14 protein-coding genes and 1 pseudogene are annotated in these 15455 nt (G+C 43.4%); 5 read left to right on the plus strand and 10 right to left on the minus strand.

The window, feature by feature from the left end:
- Window positions 1-8 precede the first annotated feature (8 nt).
- Window positions 9-382, minus strand: a pseudogene (locus Pcarn_RS09580) (IS481 family transposase); the annotation flags it as partial.
- Window positions 383-513: 131 nt separating this feature from the next.
- On the opposite strand from Pcarn_RS09580, the gene osmF reads away from it, so the two are divergent.
- The 4 genes from osmF to Pcarn_RS09600 all read left to right on the plus strand — a co-directional run bounded on the left by osmF (window position 514) and on the right by Pcarn_RS09600 (window position 4293).
- Window positions 514-1431 carry a glycine betaine ABC transporter substrate-binding protein OsmF gene (osmF, locus tag Pcarn_RS09585; protein WP_261833646.1) on the plus strand — a complete coding sequence of 306 codons (918 nt, stop codon included), beginning with the start codon at window positions 514-516 and terminating at the stop codon, window positions 1429-1431.
- Between the two features lie 74 nt (window positions 1432-1505).
- A complete protein-coding gene (locus tag Pcarn_RS09590; protein WP_261835665.1) occupies window positions 1506-2615 on the plus strand; it encodes an ABC transporter permease in 1110 nt (369 codons plus the stop codon).
- Entirely contained in the window at window positions 2612-3556 is a 945-nt protein-coding gene (locus tag Pcarn_RS09595) for an ABC transporter ATP-binding protein (protein WP_261833647.1), read from the plus strand. Before Pcarn_RS09590 ends, Pcarn_RS09595 begins: the two co-directional genes overlap by 4 nt.
- Window positions 3553-4293, plus strand: a complete 741-nt coding sequence (locus tag Pcarn_RS09600; RefSeq protein WP_261833648.1) for an ABC transporter permease — start codon at window positions 3553-3555, stop codon at window positions 4291-4293. The genes Pcarn_RS09595 and Pcarn_RS09600 overlap by 4 nt, the downstream gene beginning before the upstream one ends.
- Before the next feature lie 141 nt (window positions 4294-4434).
- Here the strand turns inward: Pcarn_RS09600 and Pcarn_RS09605 are convergent, their stop codons facing one another.
- The 8 genes from Pcarn_RS09605 to Pcarn_RS09640 form a co-directional block, all read right to left on the minus strand.
- Window positions 4435-5328, minus strand: coding sequence for a Dyp-type peroxidase (locus Pcarn_RS09605; protein WP_261833649.1), 894 nt, complete (start codon window positions 5326-5328; stop codon window positions 4435-4437).
- A 700-nt stretch (window positions 5329-6028) separates the two neighbouring features.
- On the minus strand, window positions 6029-7510 hold the full coding sequence (locus Pcarn_RS09610; protein ID WP_261833650.1) for an FMN-binding glutamate synthase family protein: 1482 nt from the start codon (window positions 7508-7510) through the stop codon (window positions 6029-6031).
- Window positions 7511-7568: 58 nt separating this feature from the next.
- On the minus strand, window positions 7569-8957 hold the full coding sequence (locus Pcarn_RS09615) for an aldehyde dehydrogenase family protein (protein ID WP_261833651.1): 1389 nt from the start codon (window positions 8955-8957) through the stop codon (window positions 7569-7571).
- Entirely contained in the window at window positions 8945-10597 is a 1653-nt protein-coding gene (locus Pcarn_RS09620; RefSeq protein ID WP_261833652.1) for an acetolactate synthase large subunit, read from the minus strand. Before Pcarn_RS09620 ends, Pcarn_RS09615 begins: the two co-directional genes overlap by 13 nt.
- 230 nt (window positions 10598-10827) lie before the next feature.
- The gene (locus Pcarn_RS09625; RefSeq protein WP_261833653.1) at window positions 10828-11037 is read right to left on the minus strand and encodes a DUF6789 family protein; all 210 of its coding nucleotides are present in this window, start codon (window positions 11035-11037) and stop codon (window positions 10828-10830) included.
- 66 nt (window positions 11038-11103) lie between these two features.
- On the minus strand, window positions 11104-12012 hold the full coding sequence (locus Pcarn_RS09630) for a cysteine hydrolase (protein WP_261833654.1): 909 nt from the start codon (window positions 12010-12012) through the stop codon (window positions 11104-11106).
- A 742-nt stretch (window positions 12013-12754) separates the two neighbouring features.
- Complete coding sequence (locus Pcarn_RS09635; RefSeq protein WP_261833655.1) at window positions 12755-13063, minus strand: helix-turn-helix domain-containing protein; 309 nt, start codon at window positions 13061-13063, stop codon at window positions 12755-12757.
- 165 nt (window positions 13064-13228) lie between these two features.
- Window positions 13229-13924 carry a hypothetical protein gene (locus Pcarn_RS09640; protein ID WP_261833656.1) on the minus strand — a complete coding sequence of 232 codons (696 nt, stop codon included), beginning with the start codon at window positions 13922-13924 and terminating at the stop codon, window positions 13229-13231.
- Window positions 13925-14727: 803 nt separating this feature from the next.
- On the opposite strand from Pcarn_RS09640, the gene Pcarn_RS09645 reads away from it, so the two are divergent.
- Entirely contained in the window at window positions 14728-15021 is a 294-nt protein-coding gene (locus tag Pcarn_RS09645; protein WP_261833657.1) for a hypothetical protein, read from the plus strand.
- Between the two features lie 42 nt (window positions 15022-15063).
- Here Pcarn_RS09645 and Pcarn_RS09650 read toward each other — a convergent pair whose 3' ends face one another.
- Window positions 15064-15354: a hypothetical protein gene (locus Pcarn_RS09650; RefSeq protein WP_261833658.1), complete on the minus strand. Its 291-nt coding sequence runs from the start codon at window positions 15352-15354 to the stop codon at window positions 15064-15066.
- Window positions 15355-15455: the final 101 nt, after the last annotated feature.

Consider the following 15455-nt stretch of genomic DNA (forward strand, 5'->3'; position numbering starts at 1 on the left):
TTATCTACCTAAAGATCGAACTTGTAATTCTGCTCTAGGATTCGCTCTTTCTTGCCTCGTAGCGCTGAGATATCTCTTCATACAAAAGGGAGTCGGTTAGATACCTGAGTAATCCTGTCTATCGGAGTTAAACCCTTTAACAGCCTGTAGGGACGTTCCAGCTTTAATAGTGTTGCCATTCAGCTAGCGCCAAATCCAGTTCTTCAAGCCCCACTGAGATACCTATAGTCGGATAGACGCTTTTTTCGCTTTTCTGCGAACGCTCCACTTTGCCATCTAAGTGAAGTGAACCAGTTTTATTTGGGCAAAACTTGATTCCATAAGCCACAAGTAGCTTCTGGACTTTCTCAGAAAAAAGTTCACGCCCTCTATCTGTTTTGATACCTTTACAACTGTAGGCTACGAGTATAATTCTGATATCACTTTCAGAATTATAAACCCTGCGTTACACTCGCTACATTAGTTACCGCGCGAATTCAAGTTCTCATTAAATCAACAAATAAGGATATAAAGTTGATAAGTAAAATAATACGTAACGCTACTTTAGCCACTCTATTAGCTGTCTCCCCTGCTGCATTCTCAGGTGGAAAAATTGTTGTTTCTTCAAAAATAGATACGGAGGGTGGGCTTCTTGGTCAAATTATTTATCAGTCTTTGAAAAACGCTGAATTTGACGTTGAAAACCGTATCCAATTGGGCGGGACTTCTATCCTACGCAAAGCAATTATCTCTGGAGAGATAGACATTTATCCTGAGTATACTGGTAACGCTGCCTTCTTCTTCAATAGAACAGCAGACGATGCTTGGAAAAACTTCCAAGACGGCTATGATTTAGCCAAATCATTAGATTACGATGCAAATAAGTTGGTCTGGCTTTCACCCGCCAATGCAAACAACACTTGGGCACTCGCAATAAGAAAAGAAATCTCAGTAGCAAACAACCTCAAGACCATGTCAGACTTTGGTCAGTATGTAACTGAAGGTGGTGAGATTAAGCTCGCAGCATCAGCGGAGTTTGTTTCCACTCCAACTGTTCTTCCTGCGTTTCAAGAGGCCTATGGCTTCGAGCTAAAAGATCAGCAAATCCTAGTTCTATCGGGAGGGAATACAGCAGCAACCATTCGAGCAGCCGCACTACAAACTGATAACACCAATACGGCTATGGTTTATGGTACAGATGGTGCTATCGCATCGGTAGGACTGGTTGTAATGGAAGATGATAAAGGTGTTCAACCGGTATACGCTCCTTCGCCAGTTGTCCGTGAAAGTGTGCTCAAAGCCAACCCACAAATTGAAGATATCCTAACGCCAATTTTTGCCTCCTTAGACCTCTATACACTGCAAAACCTTAACAGCCGCATAGCTATTGGTGGTGAGAGTGCAGAAGCCGTAGCTAAAAGTTACCTCCAAAACAATGGTTTTGTTCAATAATTGTCAGTAACAGGGTCAATTCAGGTTCCAAATTGAGCTTTTCTTCCATAAACAAGTTGGGGCTGACAGTGAGCATGTTAACTTTACTCTCTCTGTTCGCTCTGCCTTTTGTCCAGCTACAACCTAATCGAATCATGCCTGGTGAGGGTTACTATCTTATTGAGGTAACACCAATGCCCGTATATTTGATTTTTTTAGCGCTAGCACTACTGATGATTTTGTGTTCTTCAATCACCAGAATAGCTACGCCACAACTTGCCATTTGCTTTATTACCGCTTTGTTTCTACTTATTAACTCAGGAAGCAGTGCCAATGAATTACTTAGTGACTCCACTCCTTTTGCTCGAGTTTCCTTAGGTAGCGCTTTCTGGACAAGCTTATTTTTGATTGGATTACTGATTACTGATGCTATCATAAAGCTAGGTATTAGTGGTTTAAAACGTCTACTATTCGTCACTTTGACAGTCAGTATTGTATTAGCTGCCCTTAGTCTCGGCCTCTTGGACAACTTATCACTTATCAAGGAGTACCAAAACCAAACTACTTTCTGGCAACAAGCTATTCGCCACCTCCAGCTATCTTTCGGTAGCTTAATCCCAGCCGTAATCATCGGTATTCCACTCGGTATAAAATGCCACCGTTCGCCCACGATTCGAAGCGCTGTTATGCCCATCTTAAACATACTGCAAACTATCCCAAGTTTAGCTATGTTTGGTATTTTAATGATTCCTTTGAGCTATGTTGCTTCAAATTTCCCCATAGCGGCTGAGTTTGGAATCAAAGGCATTGGAGCCGCACCTGCTGTAATTGCTCTATTTTTCTATTCTCTCTTACCCGTTGTCAGTAATACCACCGCTGGGTTCGACAAGCTTGATGCAAAAACACGCGATGCAGCCCGAGGAATGGGAATGAATGATAGGCAGTTACTCTATCGAATTGAACTTCCACTCTCAATACCCACCATTTTATCCGGGATCCGTATTGTCGTAACCATGAATATTGGTTTAGTGGCCGTTGCAGGTTTAATTGGGGGTGGTGGATTCGGCACTTATATTTTCCAAGGGTTAGGGCAAACAGCGACAGACCTAATTATTTTAGGTGCGCTTCCTACTCTCTTTTTATCTTTTCTCTCTGCTGTCATAATTGATGCCATCATTGAAGTGACCAAAGACAAACGATCATGATTGAACTTCGAGCACTAAATAAACGCTTCGGTCAACAAAATGCTGTTGAAAACGTCTCTTTGACCGTGGAAACAGGCCAGTTTTGCACCTTAATAGGTACATCAGGTTGCGGCAAATCGACGACACTAAAAATGATCAACCGATTAATTGAACCAACTTCAGGTAACGTTTTAATCAACGGGCAAGACGCATCTTCTTTACCTGCAGAGTCACTGCGCCGCAGAGTTGGCTATGCCATCCAAGGGGTTGGCCTTTTTCCACATCGCAATACTTTCGACAATATCGCCACTGTTCCTTCGCTTTTAGGGTGGGATAAACAACAGATCACTGAACGCGTTGAAGAACTGCTTGGGCTATTCCATTTAGATTACGCACGCTTTGCTACTAAGTATCCCCACCAGCTTTCAGGGGGAGAGCAACAACGCGTGGGTGTAGCCAGAGCGTTAGCGGCAAAGCCTGAATTACTATTAATGGATGAACCGTTCGGTGCTTTAGACCCACTCACTCGAGATCGATTACAAGATGAAATACGCAGCATCCAAAAGATACTCGGTATCACGACTATCATGGTCACGCACGACATAGACGAAGCAATAAAAATGGCCGATGTTGTTGCCGTTATGGATAAGGGCTCGTTGCTGCAATTTGATAGTCCAGAAAATTTACTACGAAACCCTCGTCCAGGTTTTGTAAGTAACATGGTTGGAGGACTAGATCGTTCTTTAAGGCTACTTACTTTAAGCCAAGTTGGTGACATTATGTCAACCAACTTATCAAACAGCACAGGATTACCTCTAATATCTGCTGATACTAACTTAAGAGACGCAGTCTCTATGCATATCTGGGAAGGTGTACACAATTTGGCGGTGGCTAACGCCGATGGACACGTTATAGGAACTGTTTCTCTTGAAGATATACTCAAAAGGGGAGCCAAGTTATGAGCAAACCCCGTTTTAGATCTTGGTTTGCTTTATTACTACCGCTAATGGTGTTAGTTACCCTCATAACATGGATAGAGTTACTCGAACCTGTACTCACTTATTTCAACCACAACGACGCCCCCGCTATTTACTATAGGGACACCTTCGCAAACCTTGTATTTTGGCATATGTTGATTGTTTTTCTCGCGATAGGTTTAGCAACGATTGTTGCTTTGCTTTGTGGTATTTTTGTTACTCGTGATTTTGGCCGAGATTTTCTACCATTGGCTAGAGCGTTAGCCAATCTAGGACAAACATTTCCACCCGTTGCCGTACTCGCCTTAGCTATCCCTTCTCTAGGCTTCGGATTGAAACCCACGTTAGTTGCGTTGTTTCTCTATGGGTTATTACCTATTTTTGAAAACACCGTAACAGGGCTCCAGCAAACGCCTAAAAGTATTTTAGAAGCAGCTAAAGGAATGGGGATGAGTCCTCTTCAACAACTACGTAAAGTAGAGTTACCTTTGGCACTACCTCTGATTATTTCGGGAATTCGAACCTCAATGATCATAAGTATTGGTACGGCAACAATTGGATCTACAGTTGCTTCTAAAGGTTTGGGTGAAGTTATTATTGCAGGACTCTTAACTGACAACATGGCGTTTATTCTGCAAGGAGGTGTCATCGTGGCATTAATCGCAGTCATTTCTGACCAAGCACTTCTAAAGATCGAAAACCGTTTGACGCTGAAGACATGAAATCTTGTTAAAGGGGCGTGTCAATTGAGAAAAAACAAGACAGTTAGAAGCACACCGCTTATTTCACTTGAGTAAAAACAATCTGCCCAATAATATAGGCAGATTACGCTGTGAAGGAGACCATAGTCAAAAAACTATTGGCTATATTGAAAGTAGCAAGCTTTCACTTGGTGCAAAGAAATAAGCACCTGTTTTGGCTTGTGAAAAGTTAAGTATCATATCCGTTACCCCATCGATTTCACCATACATGCTCTTAAGCATTTTATCCATGTTGTACAACCGCGCGCAGTACCCAACAAAATAGAGTCCATGATCTTCACTCACCATGCCATAAGGCATACTATGACGAAGCATTTTTAAACCTTTGCCATTCTCTTTGAGATCTACTCTTCCCACATGTGAGTTGTTAGGTACATCATCCAACTCTACAGAATCCGGTTTTGTGCGGCCAATCATACGCTCTTGCTTGTTTTGTTCGAGTTTATGCCATGGCTTTAGATTATGGGCAAATTTTTGTACCATCACATAACTGCCTCCGGCAAACTTACCTTCAGCTATTAGGGCAACGGTTGCGCGATCATCGTCCGTTGGGTTTTCTGTACCATCAATGAAACCGGTCATATCTCGGTCGTCTAGATAACGGTAACCTTGTACTTCGTCGACAATTTTCACGTGTTCACCAACCTGCTTCAAAAATGATTGCATAAGTTCAAAGTGAAGGTCAGGCCGAGCAGAATGGAAATGCAAAAATACATGCGCATCAGTAGCGGGAGCCACTATGTTATTCTTACCATAGCCGGGGAAAGTAATCAGCTCACTTGGCGAAGCAGAATGAATGTCAGACCAAAAATCCGCAGAAAATGAAATAGCTAAGTGAATACTCGATTGTTCATTGTCGGCTCTTATCTGTTGTGTACTTTTATATAGAGTCTTTAATGACTCAATGACCTGTTGATGGCTAGACGTGATATTTAATAAAACAAAATGTGCAAAGCGTTCATTTCCAGGAAGAATTGCAGATTGAGGGACTGACATGATTTAACTCCAAAATAACGTTTATAGTGATAATTGCTAATCAATATGAGCCAATACTAAGTTCCAATATGTGTAATAAGTGACTCTGAAAGTGTCTTTTTTCCTATCGGTTTTCTCACTTTGTTGTCAACGACTCCTAAGAGGGAACTTAGTTTCTACCTAAGCAAAGTAACACCACTATTACATATGGCATCTGTTTTACTAATTACATTGTTGTGCCTGAAAGAGAGTGCTTATAATATCCATACTGTTTTTTTACTCTTGTTGTAGCTGCAGAGCTTTTGGTAAGCTAACGTCAACTTGCGAGGATGCCAATACCTCCAGAAGCTTGCCCCTCTCTTGGTAGGTAGAAAGAAACAGCGCTCTTGATGACATAGGCAAACTTTTTCATTATCAGTGTAGTAAGAATGGATAAATCACTACCTTGGCTAGACCTACTGCGCTTATGTTGTTGATTTTATTTCCACTTTGTTATCGCTTCCTAACCAATTTCAAAGGTTAGATAACTACCTTTTGTTAAGGCTTTGTGCGCCGTTTTCAGTTTGTTGTTTCGAAACGAAGTTTGCAATACGGCTACAAGCATTAATGGATGTAGCCGTTCAGATCATAACGTATTGGTTTATTAGTCCCGAAAAACCTTTATAGGTACCGTAATAATAAAGCCCGTCGGAACTTAAGATGTGATCGAATCGCGTCATGATCACACATGATGCTGATAGAGCTTATCAAGTGCAATGGACAAACCATTCTCAGTGACAACCCTAACGTGATCCATCTTAATGTCTCTTGCATTGGTCACTCCGCACGAGTGCGCAATAAGTCCGACGCCGTAATGGATATACTTGTTGTAGTTTGCTACACGTTGCTTTTTGTCTTCGACATTCAATCCTTTTTGTAGCGATTTATTCTGTGTCGTAATGCCAGTCGGACAAGTATCCTTATTGCACTTAAGTGCTTGAATACAACCCAGTGAAAACATGTGACCACGGGCTGATACAACAAAGTCAGCCCCTAAAGCCAATGCCCAAGCAACTTTACTCGGCGTGATCAATTTGCCAGATGCGATCAACTTAGTTCGGGGCACAAGGCCTCTTTCCCGCAACAATTTTGCCATCAAAGGTAGGCTGTCTTTCAAAGGTAAACCCATATAATCCATCAAGGGTTGTGGAGCAGCCCCTGTCCCCCCGTCGGCACTGTCTAGCGTAATAAAGTCCGGAGCAGACTCAATACCACGCGATTCTATTTCATCGAATAACTCTTCTAACCAAGCTGAATTACCCATGACAAACTTGAACCCAACCGGCTTGCCTGTCACCTCTCGGACGTGAGCTATCATATCGAGCAGATCCGCAGCAGACTTAATCTCTGGGTGTCCATTGGGGCTGATAGAATCTTTACCCGCCTCGATGCCACGAATCTGAGCTATCTCGGCAGTCACTTTACGACCTGGCAGTATTCCTCCCTTCCCAGGTTTAGCTCCTTGACTCATCTTGATTTCAAACATTCGTACTTGTTCGTGAGCTGCTACCTCTTTTAGCTTCTCATCACTGAGCTTACCGTTTTCATCTCGAACTCCATACTTGGCTGTACCTATCTGAAAGACCAAATCGCCTCCACCTTCAAGATGATATGAGCTCAGGCCCCCTTCTCCGGTATTCATCCAACACCCCGCAATTTTCGCACCACTAGAAAGTGCTCGCACAGCAGGTGCAGACAAAGCGCCAAAGCTCATTCCCGATATGTTGAAAACAGATTTAGTTGTATAGGGTGTTCGGCTGTACTCACCAATAGTGACAGCCGCAGGTTGAACGGCGTCCTCAGTCATTACCGGAAAAGCGTGATTCAAAAATAAGATCGTACCGGATGGGTCTAGACTGCGTGTCGAGCCAAACGCAATGGTGCGATCCTCGTTTTTTGCGGCCTTATACACCCATGAACGCTCTGCTCTGTTAAATGGCATCTCTTCTCTATCTAGAGCGAAAAAGTATTGGCGAAAGAATTCACCCTGTTTTTCAAATAGGTATCGGAAACGCCCTATAAAAGGATAGTTCCTACGAATCGCGTGCTCGTACTGATTCTTATCCACAATATACATGTATATGACGGCCAGAATTACGATACCTATTACGACTATCAGCATACTCGCTAAAAAAGTGGTGGCAGAAAACATGAAATCACCCATTTTAACTCCTTATGAAATCACTAAAAAAACGGTCAGTTTTGTTACAACAAATTGGTAATTAGCCATGTTTAAACACCGCCATTTTGTCTTGGGTCATGTCATGCATTGTGTAGCCGATACCACCGGTTCCATATCCCGAGGTATGTCGGCCAGCAAATGGCATCCAGTCAACCCGAAACGCTGTATGGTCGTTCACCATAACTGCGGTAGCATCCAGGTGTTTTATACAGTGCTGTGCTATGGCCTGGTTTTCGGTAAAGACAGAAGCTTGAAACGCCACATCCAAAGAGTTTGCTAACTCAATAGCCTGATCGATGTCATCGTAGGTGTATACACACACCACCGGCCCAAAAATCTCTTTTTGGGAAACTTTGCTTTGCTGCGAAGGCTCAAACAGTATGGTGGGTGCATAGGTGGTTTCTGATAGAGCTTTCCCTCCAGAGAGTACTTCAGCTCCCTCTTGAACCGCCTCATCGACCCACTGCGCAACTCTGGTCACTTCTGCGGGTCGAATCAGAGGACCGCATTGTGTTGCCTCTTCTCTCGCATCACCCACAACGAGCTTATTGGCCTCAGATGCCATTAGCTGCGCTAGCTCTCTTGCGTACTTTTTTGGAGCAAACACACGTTGCACTGAGACACACACTTGTCCAGAGTGATAGAACCCACCTTTCATCAAAGCTGGTAAGGCATTGTTGAGATCTGCATCTTCAGCCATGATAACTGGAGCAGCACCCCCATGCTCCAGCGCACAACGTGTACCGGGAGCTAATTGTGAACGGAGCATCCAACCAACTCTTGCTGAGCCAATAAACGTCAGGAAAGCGACTCTTTGGTCGGTAATCAATTTCGATGCTACCTCATTTTCAAGGTAAACCATTCGGCACCAACTCTCGTCCAATCCCGCTTCATAGACAATTTCAACAAAGCGCTGACAACTTAAAGGTGTATCCATAGCTGGCTTAACAATCACTGGGCAACCGACAGCAATAGCAGGAGCAACTTGGTGAACAATCAAATTCAAAGGGTGATTAAACGCAGAGACAGCGACCACAACCCCTATTGGCTCTCGTGAGGTGAAAGCCGTTCTGCCAGCACCTGCTGCAGTAAGATCCATCGGAATCTCCACACCACGTTCACTCTGCAACTCCGAAATACATAGCTGAACGCCTGCAATTGCTCGGTCTACTTCGATTCTCGCATCGATAAGCGGTTTCCCACCCTCTGAAGCGATCAACATAGCGAGCTGCTCAAACTCTTCCTGCATAATTCTGGCAATGTTGCCAAGAATCGTAATGCGTCTATGTTTCGGTTGCCAATGCGCTCGATGACGATACAGGTGGTAAGCTTCGGCTAGAAATCCTTCAACCGTGTCCCAATCAGTGAAAGGCACTTCTCCTATTTCAGAGAGGTCAAAAGGGTTACGAACTTTGGCTATTTTTTGCATACGACACACGCTCTCTTGGAGAGTTCATCAATCAGAACCTTTTGGTTTTCCGAATAGTCCACCGGGATTTCAATAAGGTGAACACCGCCTTGCTCAAAAGCATCATTTAAAATGGGCACTAACTGTTCTGCACTCGGAACACGACTTGCTTTTGCACCATAAGATTCAGCGTATTTAACGAAATCTGGGTTGTTAAACTCCAATCCCCAATCCTGAAAACCAGCGGCGGCTTGCTTCCAACGAATCATGCCGTAGGAGCTGTCGTTAAGGACAGCAACAACCAAGTTGAGCCCCAAGCGCACTGCGGTTTCCATTTCTTGGCTGTTCATCATAAAACCGCCATCGCCGCAAATTGCCATTACTCGCTTATTAGGGTGCATTTTCGCAACCATCATTGCAGACGGTAAACCCGCCCCCATAGTGGCTAATGCGTTATCGAGAAGTACAGTATTTGACTGGTATGCCTTGTAGTTTCTAGCGAACCAAATCTTGTAAATACCATTATCGAGGGCAATGACATCTCCAGCGGCCATCACTCGACGGACATCCGCCACCAGCCTTTGAGGCACGATCGGAAATCTCGGATCATCCACTCCCTCAAGCAGATGTTTTTCTACCTCGGTTTTAACCAGGTTAAAGATGGAACGGTCGAAATCAATTGGCTGTTCAAAGTGGTTCTTAAGGAGTTCGATAGAGGCAGAGATATCACCGACAATTTCTAACTGTGGGAAATAGACCTGATCGACTTGAGCGGATTTATAGTTGATGTGAATAACCTTTCTCTCATCGTCTTCATGCATAAAGAAAGGTGGTTTCTCAACCACGTCGTGACCAATATTGATAATCAAATCGGCATTAGCGATTGCTTCGTGCAGATAATCTCCTGTGGAGAGCGCGGCTGTACCCAAACACATATCAAGTCGTTCATCGACAACCCCTTTGCCCATTTGTGTATTGAAAAAAGGAATTTGAAGGTGCTCGACAAAACTTTGCAGGGTTTTACAAGTTGCTTTACGGTTGGCACCTGCACCTACTAGCACAAGAGGAAATTTTGCCGAACGGATAAGGTCTGCAGCCTGCTGTATAACATTATCCTCTGGCCTTGCATACCAACGAGGATGCGGTGTGATCACGCTTGCATCACAATCCTCTCTAGCAATATCCTCGGGTAACTCGAGCAGTACCGCACCTGGTCTCTCTTCCTCGGCAAGGCGGAAGGCTTCTCTAACGATGGATGGGATAGTATTACCATGAACGATTTGCTTAGACATTTTGCAAACGGGATCAAACAAACCTACGACATCAATGATTTGAAATTGACCCTGCTTAGATTTCTTTATCGGTTTTTGACCTGTCAGCATGACCAAGGGGAACGCGCCTAAGTGTGCATAAGCTGCAGGCGTTGCGAAGTTTGTTGCTCCTGGCCCTAGCGTCGCCATGCAAACGCCGGCTTTGCCCGTTAACCGACCATAGGTTGCCGCCATGAAGGCTGCTCCTTGCTCATGACGCGTTAACACCAGTTTAATGTTAGAGTTTCTCAAAGACTCGACCATATCGAGATTCTCTTCACCCGGGACGCCAAAAATAAACTCCACACCTTCGTTTTCGAGTGCCTTTACAAATAAGTCTGATGCTTTCATTAGAACCTTCTTTTTCTAACTCATTGATTTCAATCTATGTGTCGATTTAGTGGGTCATTTACAGCTCTCTTCCACCAATTTAAATGCAGTATTAACGCTAGTTGCATATAGATGAATTTACAAAGTGAACAGTAAGGTGCTGGTCCATTACAGCTTGAAGATGTGAATCTCATCCTGTTAGGTACCTTGCCTATTCACAAATAATTCCTTTATTGCCACCTGGTAAGCCATTAGCCCTTGGTAAGCTTCGAGTACGAAACACCTAGCGCAACGCCAAACACCAAGTGAAGGACAAATGTCATTACTGGTACCTTGATGTCCAATGCCAAGCAAAACAGCCCGAGGTTAGCCAGAGGCATTAGTACAACCATCATTGCTAACCAAGCAGCAATCGCGAGTGCTAGGGCTTTATTTTTGGATAGAACTCTAACTACAAGCACAAAAAAAGCGCTCGATATTCATCGAGCGCTTCACTACCTGCATATCAAACATTCGCATTACTACGACTAATGACCATGATCGTCCTTCATTGTTGGAGGATTAGCTTTGTAAGCCGCCTTAACAACCTCAACCGCATCTTTGGTCCACCACAAATCGTTGGCAACCATCCGGTAATTAATCAGTGCCGCCATATAACCGTCACCCTCTGGTATTTGAGCCGCCGCTGTAGCATCTCGCACAACCGCCACCTCATAACCCAACTCCAGCATCTCGTATAGGTGAGCCTGGACACAGAGGTTAGCCGACATCCCACATAGAATTACTTTATCAATACCTATTTTTCTCATTTGCAGGTTCAAGTCATTCTGTTGGAGTGAATAAACCTTGTGTGGACTGCAAACAATTGTCTTCCCGTCATTAATATACTTTTTAAACTCTGGCATCCAGTCAGCCCCAGAGCCTTCAAAACCATCTAAGCTCAATGGGTCCTTGCGCACAAACATCGGTAAGTTGTGCATGACTTTTTCAAGTGGGCCGCCAAAGTGGTGTTCATTATCCCAAGGATAATAGTAATGAGGTGAGATAAGTACAGGCATACCAACCTCTTTCGCCACTTTAAACATGCTTTCAATATTTGAAACTGTTTGGTTTTCCTCAACACTCTTGCCTACTACTGGCCATGCAGTGCCATTTGGAGATAAAAAGTCGATTTGTGGATCGACCACCACCAAAGCTGTTCGATTGGTATCAATCTTCATTTTTGTTGGTGGTAAAACCCCTTTCTTGGGATCCGCGTACTTTTTCTCAGCCTCTGGGGTCGCAGCACTTGCCACTCCGGAAATACCTGCCGCAGTCGCCGCTGCTGCTACTGCTGCACTGGCTTTAAGTAAAGAGCGACGAGAGTCGTCAACCGCGCCTACTTGACTCTGTTTTTCTGAATCCACTTTACCCACGGTTTTGTTGTTTGCTTTCATGCTTGTAACGTCCTAATGATAAATAGATATTGATACTTAGAGCATTCTCTCAGCCGGGTCTCGGCAAAGGAGTCACCCTCACTACCAAGCCGATACCGCCTATTTATTAGTTAGGCGTATTTAGGCAAAGAGAATCATAATATTAGAACACAATACGAATTAATCCACTTCAGCGGATCGGACCTACCGTTTTAGCAGGGAAAGTGAGGTATCACATAGGAAATAACTATTGATGGATACTCATTGGTAAGCTAAGAAGAGGTATTCTGTAACGTTACCTACGAAGGACAAAAACCTGAAAGTACTCAGAAAGGTCTAGGACAAACTAGCGTTTGAGATGGAGCATTGCTCTATGTGAACATAAATAACTGGTTCTCTGTCCGTGACAGTAGATGATCAAGCCTCGAATCTTCACTCAACCAAACATAAAAATCAACACAGTTGATGCGAACTCAACAGAAGTCGAAATGATCGTATCTCGGTATTGGATTGATGAAATAAGTAACAAGCAACCTGCCCCGAGGCCACTCAAACATTGAAATTACGTTTTGGAGAGAGTTAAAAGATCCCTTCAAGAAAACCAAGATATAGAATGAAGCAGATCCAATGCAGTCAGTGTTACTGTACTCTATATTTTACCGAAGAAAATGTGTCTAATGTTGTTGTGGCGACCTGCAAAGCCCTACTCAACCTCTAGATGATTAAGCAAGCCAGACTCGCTTAACCACTCAACAATTAAGTTTCATTTATTTGAATTACTTTTGAGCTGGGCTATCAGCTCAAGTTTACGAGCTAGCTCACAATCATTCGCGACCATGCTGAGGTCACTCTCAAGTCCCAGCACTGTCAAAACAACCATATAGTGCCCAATAGAGACCGTTGAATCACCTTTGACAACCCTTCGTAAGGTTGGTTTTGATATCCCTGTTCGCTGATGTAACAGTTCCTGTGAGATACGCCGCCTCTTGAGAGCTAACTCAATATTCTTACCGAATTGTTCGAGAATGCGTTGGTGTCTGGGGAAAATCACTGCTCTGCGACGTGAACTCATATTGAAGTTGTATTTCCATTATTAATTAAAAAGTGAAAGCGTAGTTTCAAAAAGTATCAGATTTCTTTCGATTTTAAGTAACTAACCCTATCAAAAGCAAAACGTCATACTTGCGCATGGGTCCAAAGAACCCTAGCAGTAGCCTGATAAAAGGACAGGCATTTCTTAACCTAAGAAGCTCAGATGTGCACACCGACATTCGCCAACATACAAGCCGGCTAAATCAGCTAGCTCCTCATGCAAGTGAGTGTTTTGAAGTGCTGCCGCAGGAGTCATACCTAGGTCAGCTGTATATGTGGTAAACCATTCAAAAGCTATCCAATCACTGACTTCGGCGAACAACACACAAAGATACGGTACGGGCTCCCACGTTTCGTTGGAAGCCAAGTTAAATTGAAATTCAGGTAATAAAAACGTGTTTGATTCACCGAACGTGAAAGAAAGTAGTTTTTGCTCTCTAATCAGTTTAAAAACGTCATAAGAAGGGTTAGGAAGCCGACAAAGCTCACCGACATTCTGTGGTGAAAGGAGTGGATATTCTTCAGCTCTGCGCTCAATGCTATTTAGGTCTTGTACGAGTTTGTATTGAAGCGAAGAATACTCAAAAGGCTTTACCGCATGTTTGAATTTAAGCAAATCAGACTCGATCATAGGCGTTGTTTTATCTGCTAATTCACCAAGGCTATTTTCTCTCGCAATGGCTGCCAACAAGTCAACCAATACTTCAATGTCTGGTTCTCGAATTTTCCCTTCTTGCCCCGTTTCTTTAATGATACGAAGTATTTCGATATTAAGTCGCTCAATTGATGGAGTAAGGGGCCAAATGTCAGTTGTTTTATTTTTCCTTTCTTTCTCTGACATCATAGCCTCCTGACTCATCGATGATGAAATGCGCATATCCAAACGGTGTCTTTAAAGTGATCCTCTGTTCGATTCCAATGCATCACATGAACTGAACCTACAATCGCATCTTTTCTGGTAAGAAAACAATCATATGTCAAATATACAAAGATGACCTCTTGCTTTACTAGATAACTTAAAGGTATCTATTCTTAACAAAACTCTAGGCAGTACTTGAGTATTTTAGCCTATTTCGGCTACACCGCCCCTACCCAAAATCGATAAAACTTACGATTTAGATACAAGTTTGGTCGCGGCCAATCTGCTTTTTTCCAACTAGCATTTCGGTCTGCCCTGCGCTGTGTGTAAAGCCCTCGCCCCATCCCAGTCACACAATCGGTAGTTTATTATCATTTGTTGCAACTCCTCACCTAGCAGATACAGTGAGGCAACTTATTTCGTCATTTGGCTACCGACCTTTACTTCCGCCATTGGGATATCCCTTGATTCGACGGTAGTGCACATGCCCCCATACAATACATCTTGATTCCAAATTGGGTGTAGAGTGACTGACGAACATAAGGTTCAAGCCCCTCAAACTGAAAAAATCAGTTTGCACATACGTCGACGTATGCATTCGCACGACATAAAAAATGTTTGTCACGCTTTTTTATGAGTTAACTAAGAACATCGCATTGAGACCGCTTTGACAGAAACTACCAACACCTGTAAGCCATCAATTTGGTGCTCTTTCCGACTCATGTATGGTGATTGTGTAGATGGCCATCTCGCATATCAAACATCAATTACATGGGACGTTTATTATGAAAAGAACAAATTTTGCTTTCGACCTACCGCAAAGCACCAAAGGTTCACCTTACTATTGTGTTGAACTAGATAAAGAGCCGAGAGAGCCTTACTACTCTGAAGATGCGTTCAATAATGCTGTGTTTAAGCTAGGACTTGAAGGACACACCATAGTTTCGATGCACTTCCCAATGGTAACCACGAAGGACAAAAACGATGTTCGCACAGATTGGTGTTTTGCTGGCGTGTCTACAAACCTTACCATTCCGACCTGTGCATTCGTTGTTTGTGCAACAGGCTATCGCAAATAGATGAAGAAAGGGCATAGCAACAGTGCTATGCCCTTTTTTGGCTTAATGTTGTAGTGGAATTCGAACTTTGATGTTTGCAAAGGCAAAAAACAGTCGCAATACTCGGTATTTTTCTTTACGAGTCTTTAAAGATTGGTCGCTTATCCTTCGAAAATAGCCGGTGATTTGTCGATGACCCACCCCTTCTATTTTTTCATGCAGATAAGGCTCATGCTCAAAGATGTCCTCAAATATGCTTGTCAGCCTTTTCACTTGTTTAGTTCTGTAGGGCAGCCCTTTTTTAGTGTAAGGCGCCATAATGGTTTTAATCTGTCTATAAGTATGTTGATTCACATGCATCCCTCATTTCAGTGAACTCAACCCCTATAGTCAAACTGACAGAGCGAGCAGACAGTGTTGCGACTTTATCTTGCTCTAACCTCTCCAAACCTATA

It is taken from the genome of Vibrio ishigakensis (assembly GCF_024347675.1).
Classification (GTDB): Bacteria; Pseudomonadota; Gammaproteobacteria; order Enterobacterales; family Vibrionaceae; genus Vibrio; species Vibrio ishigakensis.

What these genes read in the sequence shown, in the direction of transcription:
- Pcarn_RS09590 (WP_261835665.1), top strand. Translation starts at nt 1,506, where the DNA reads ATGTTAACTTTACTCTCTCTGTTCGCTCTGCCTTTTGTCCAGCTACAA.
- Pcarn_RS09595 (WP_261833647.1), top strand. Translation starts at nt 2,612, where the DNA reads ATGATTGAACTTCGAGCACTAAATAAACGCTTCGGTCAACAAAATGCT.
- Pcarn_RS09600 (WP_261833648.1), top strand. Translation starts at nt 3,553, where the DNA reads ATGAGCAAACCCCGTTTTAGATCTTGGTTTGCTTTATTACTACCGCTA.
- Pcarn_RS09605 (WP_261833649.1), bottom strand. Translation starts at nt 5,328, where the DNA reads ATGTCAGTCCCTCAATCTGCAATTCTTCCTGGAAATGAACGCTTTGCA.
- Pcarn_RS09610 (WP_261833650.1), bottom strand. Translation starts at nt 7,510, where the DNA reads ATGGGTGATTTCATGTTTTCTGCCACCACTTTTTTAGCGAGTATGCTG.
- Pcarn_RS09615 (WP_261833651.1), bottom strand. Translation starts at nt 8,957, where the DNA reads ATGCAAAAAATAGCCAAAGTTCGTAACCCTTTTGACCTCTCTGAAATA.
- Pcarn_RS09620 (WP_261833652.1), bottom strand. Translation starts at nt 10,597, where the DNA reads ATGAAAGCATCAGACTTATTTGTAAAGGCACTCGAAAACGAAGGTGTG.
- Pcarn_RS09630 (WP_261833654.1), bottom strand. Translation starts at nt 12,012, where the DNA reads ATGAAAGCAAACAACAAAACCGTGGGTAAAGTGGATTCAGAAAAACAG.
- Pcarn_RS09635 (WP_261833655.1), bottom strand. Translation starts at nt 13,063, where the DNA reads ATGAGTTCACGTCGCAGAGCAGTGATTTTCCCCAGACACCAACGCATT.
- Pcarn_RS09640 (WP_261833656.1), bottom strand. Translation starts at nt 13,924, where the DNA reads ATGTCAGAGAAAGAAAGGAAAAATAAAACAACTGACATTTGGCCCCTT.
- Pcarn_RS09645 (WP_261833657.1), top strand. Translation starts at nt 14,728, where the DNA reads ATGAAAAGAACAAATTTTGCTTTCGACCTACCGCAAAGCACCAAAGGT.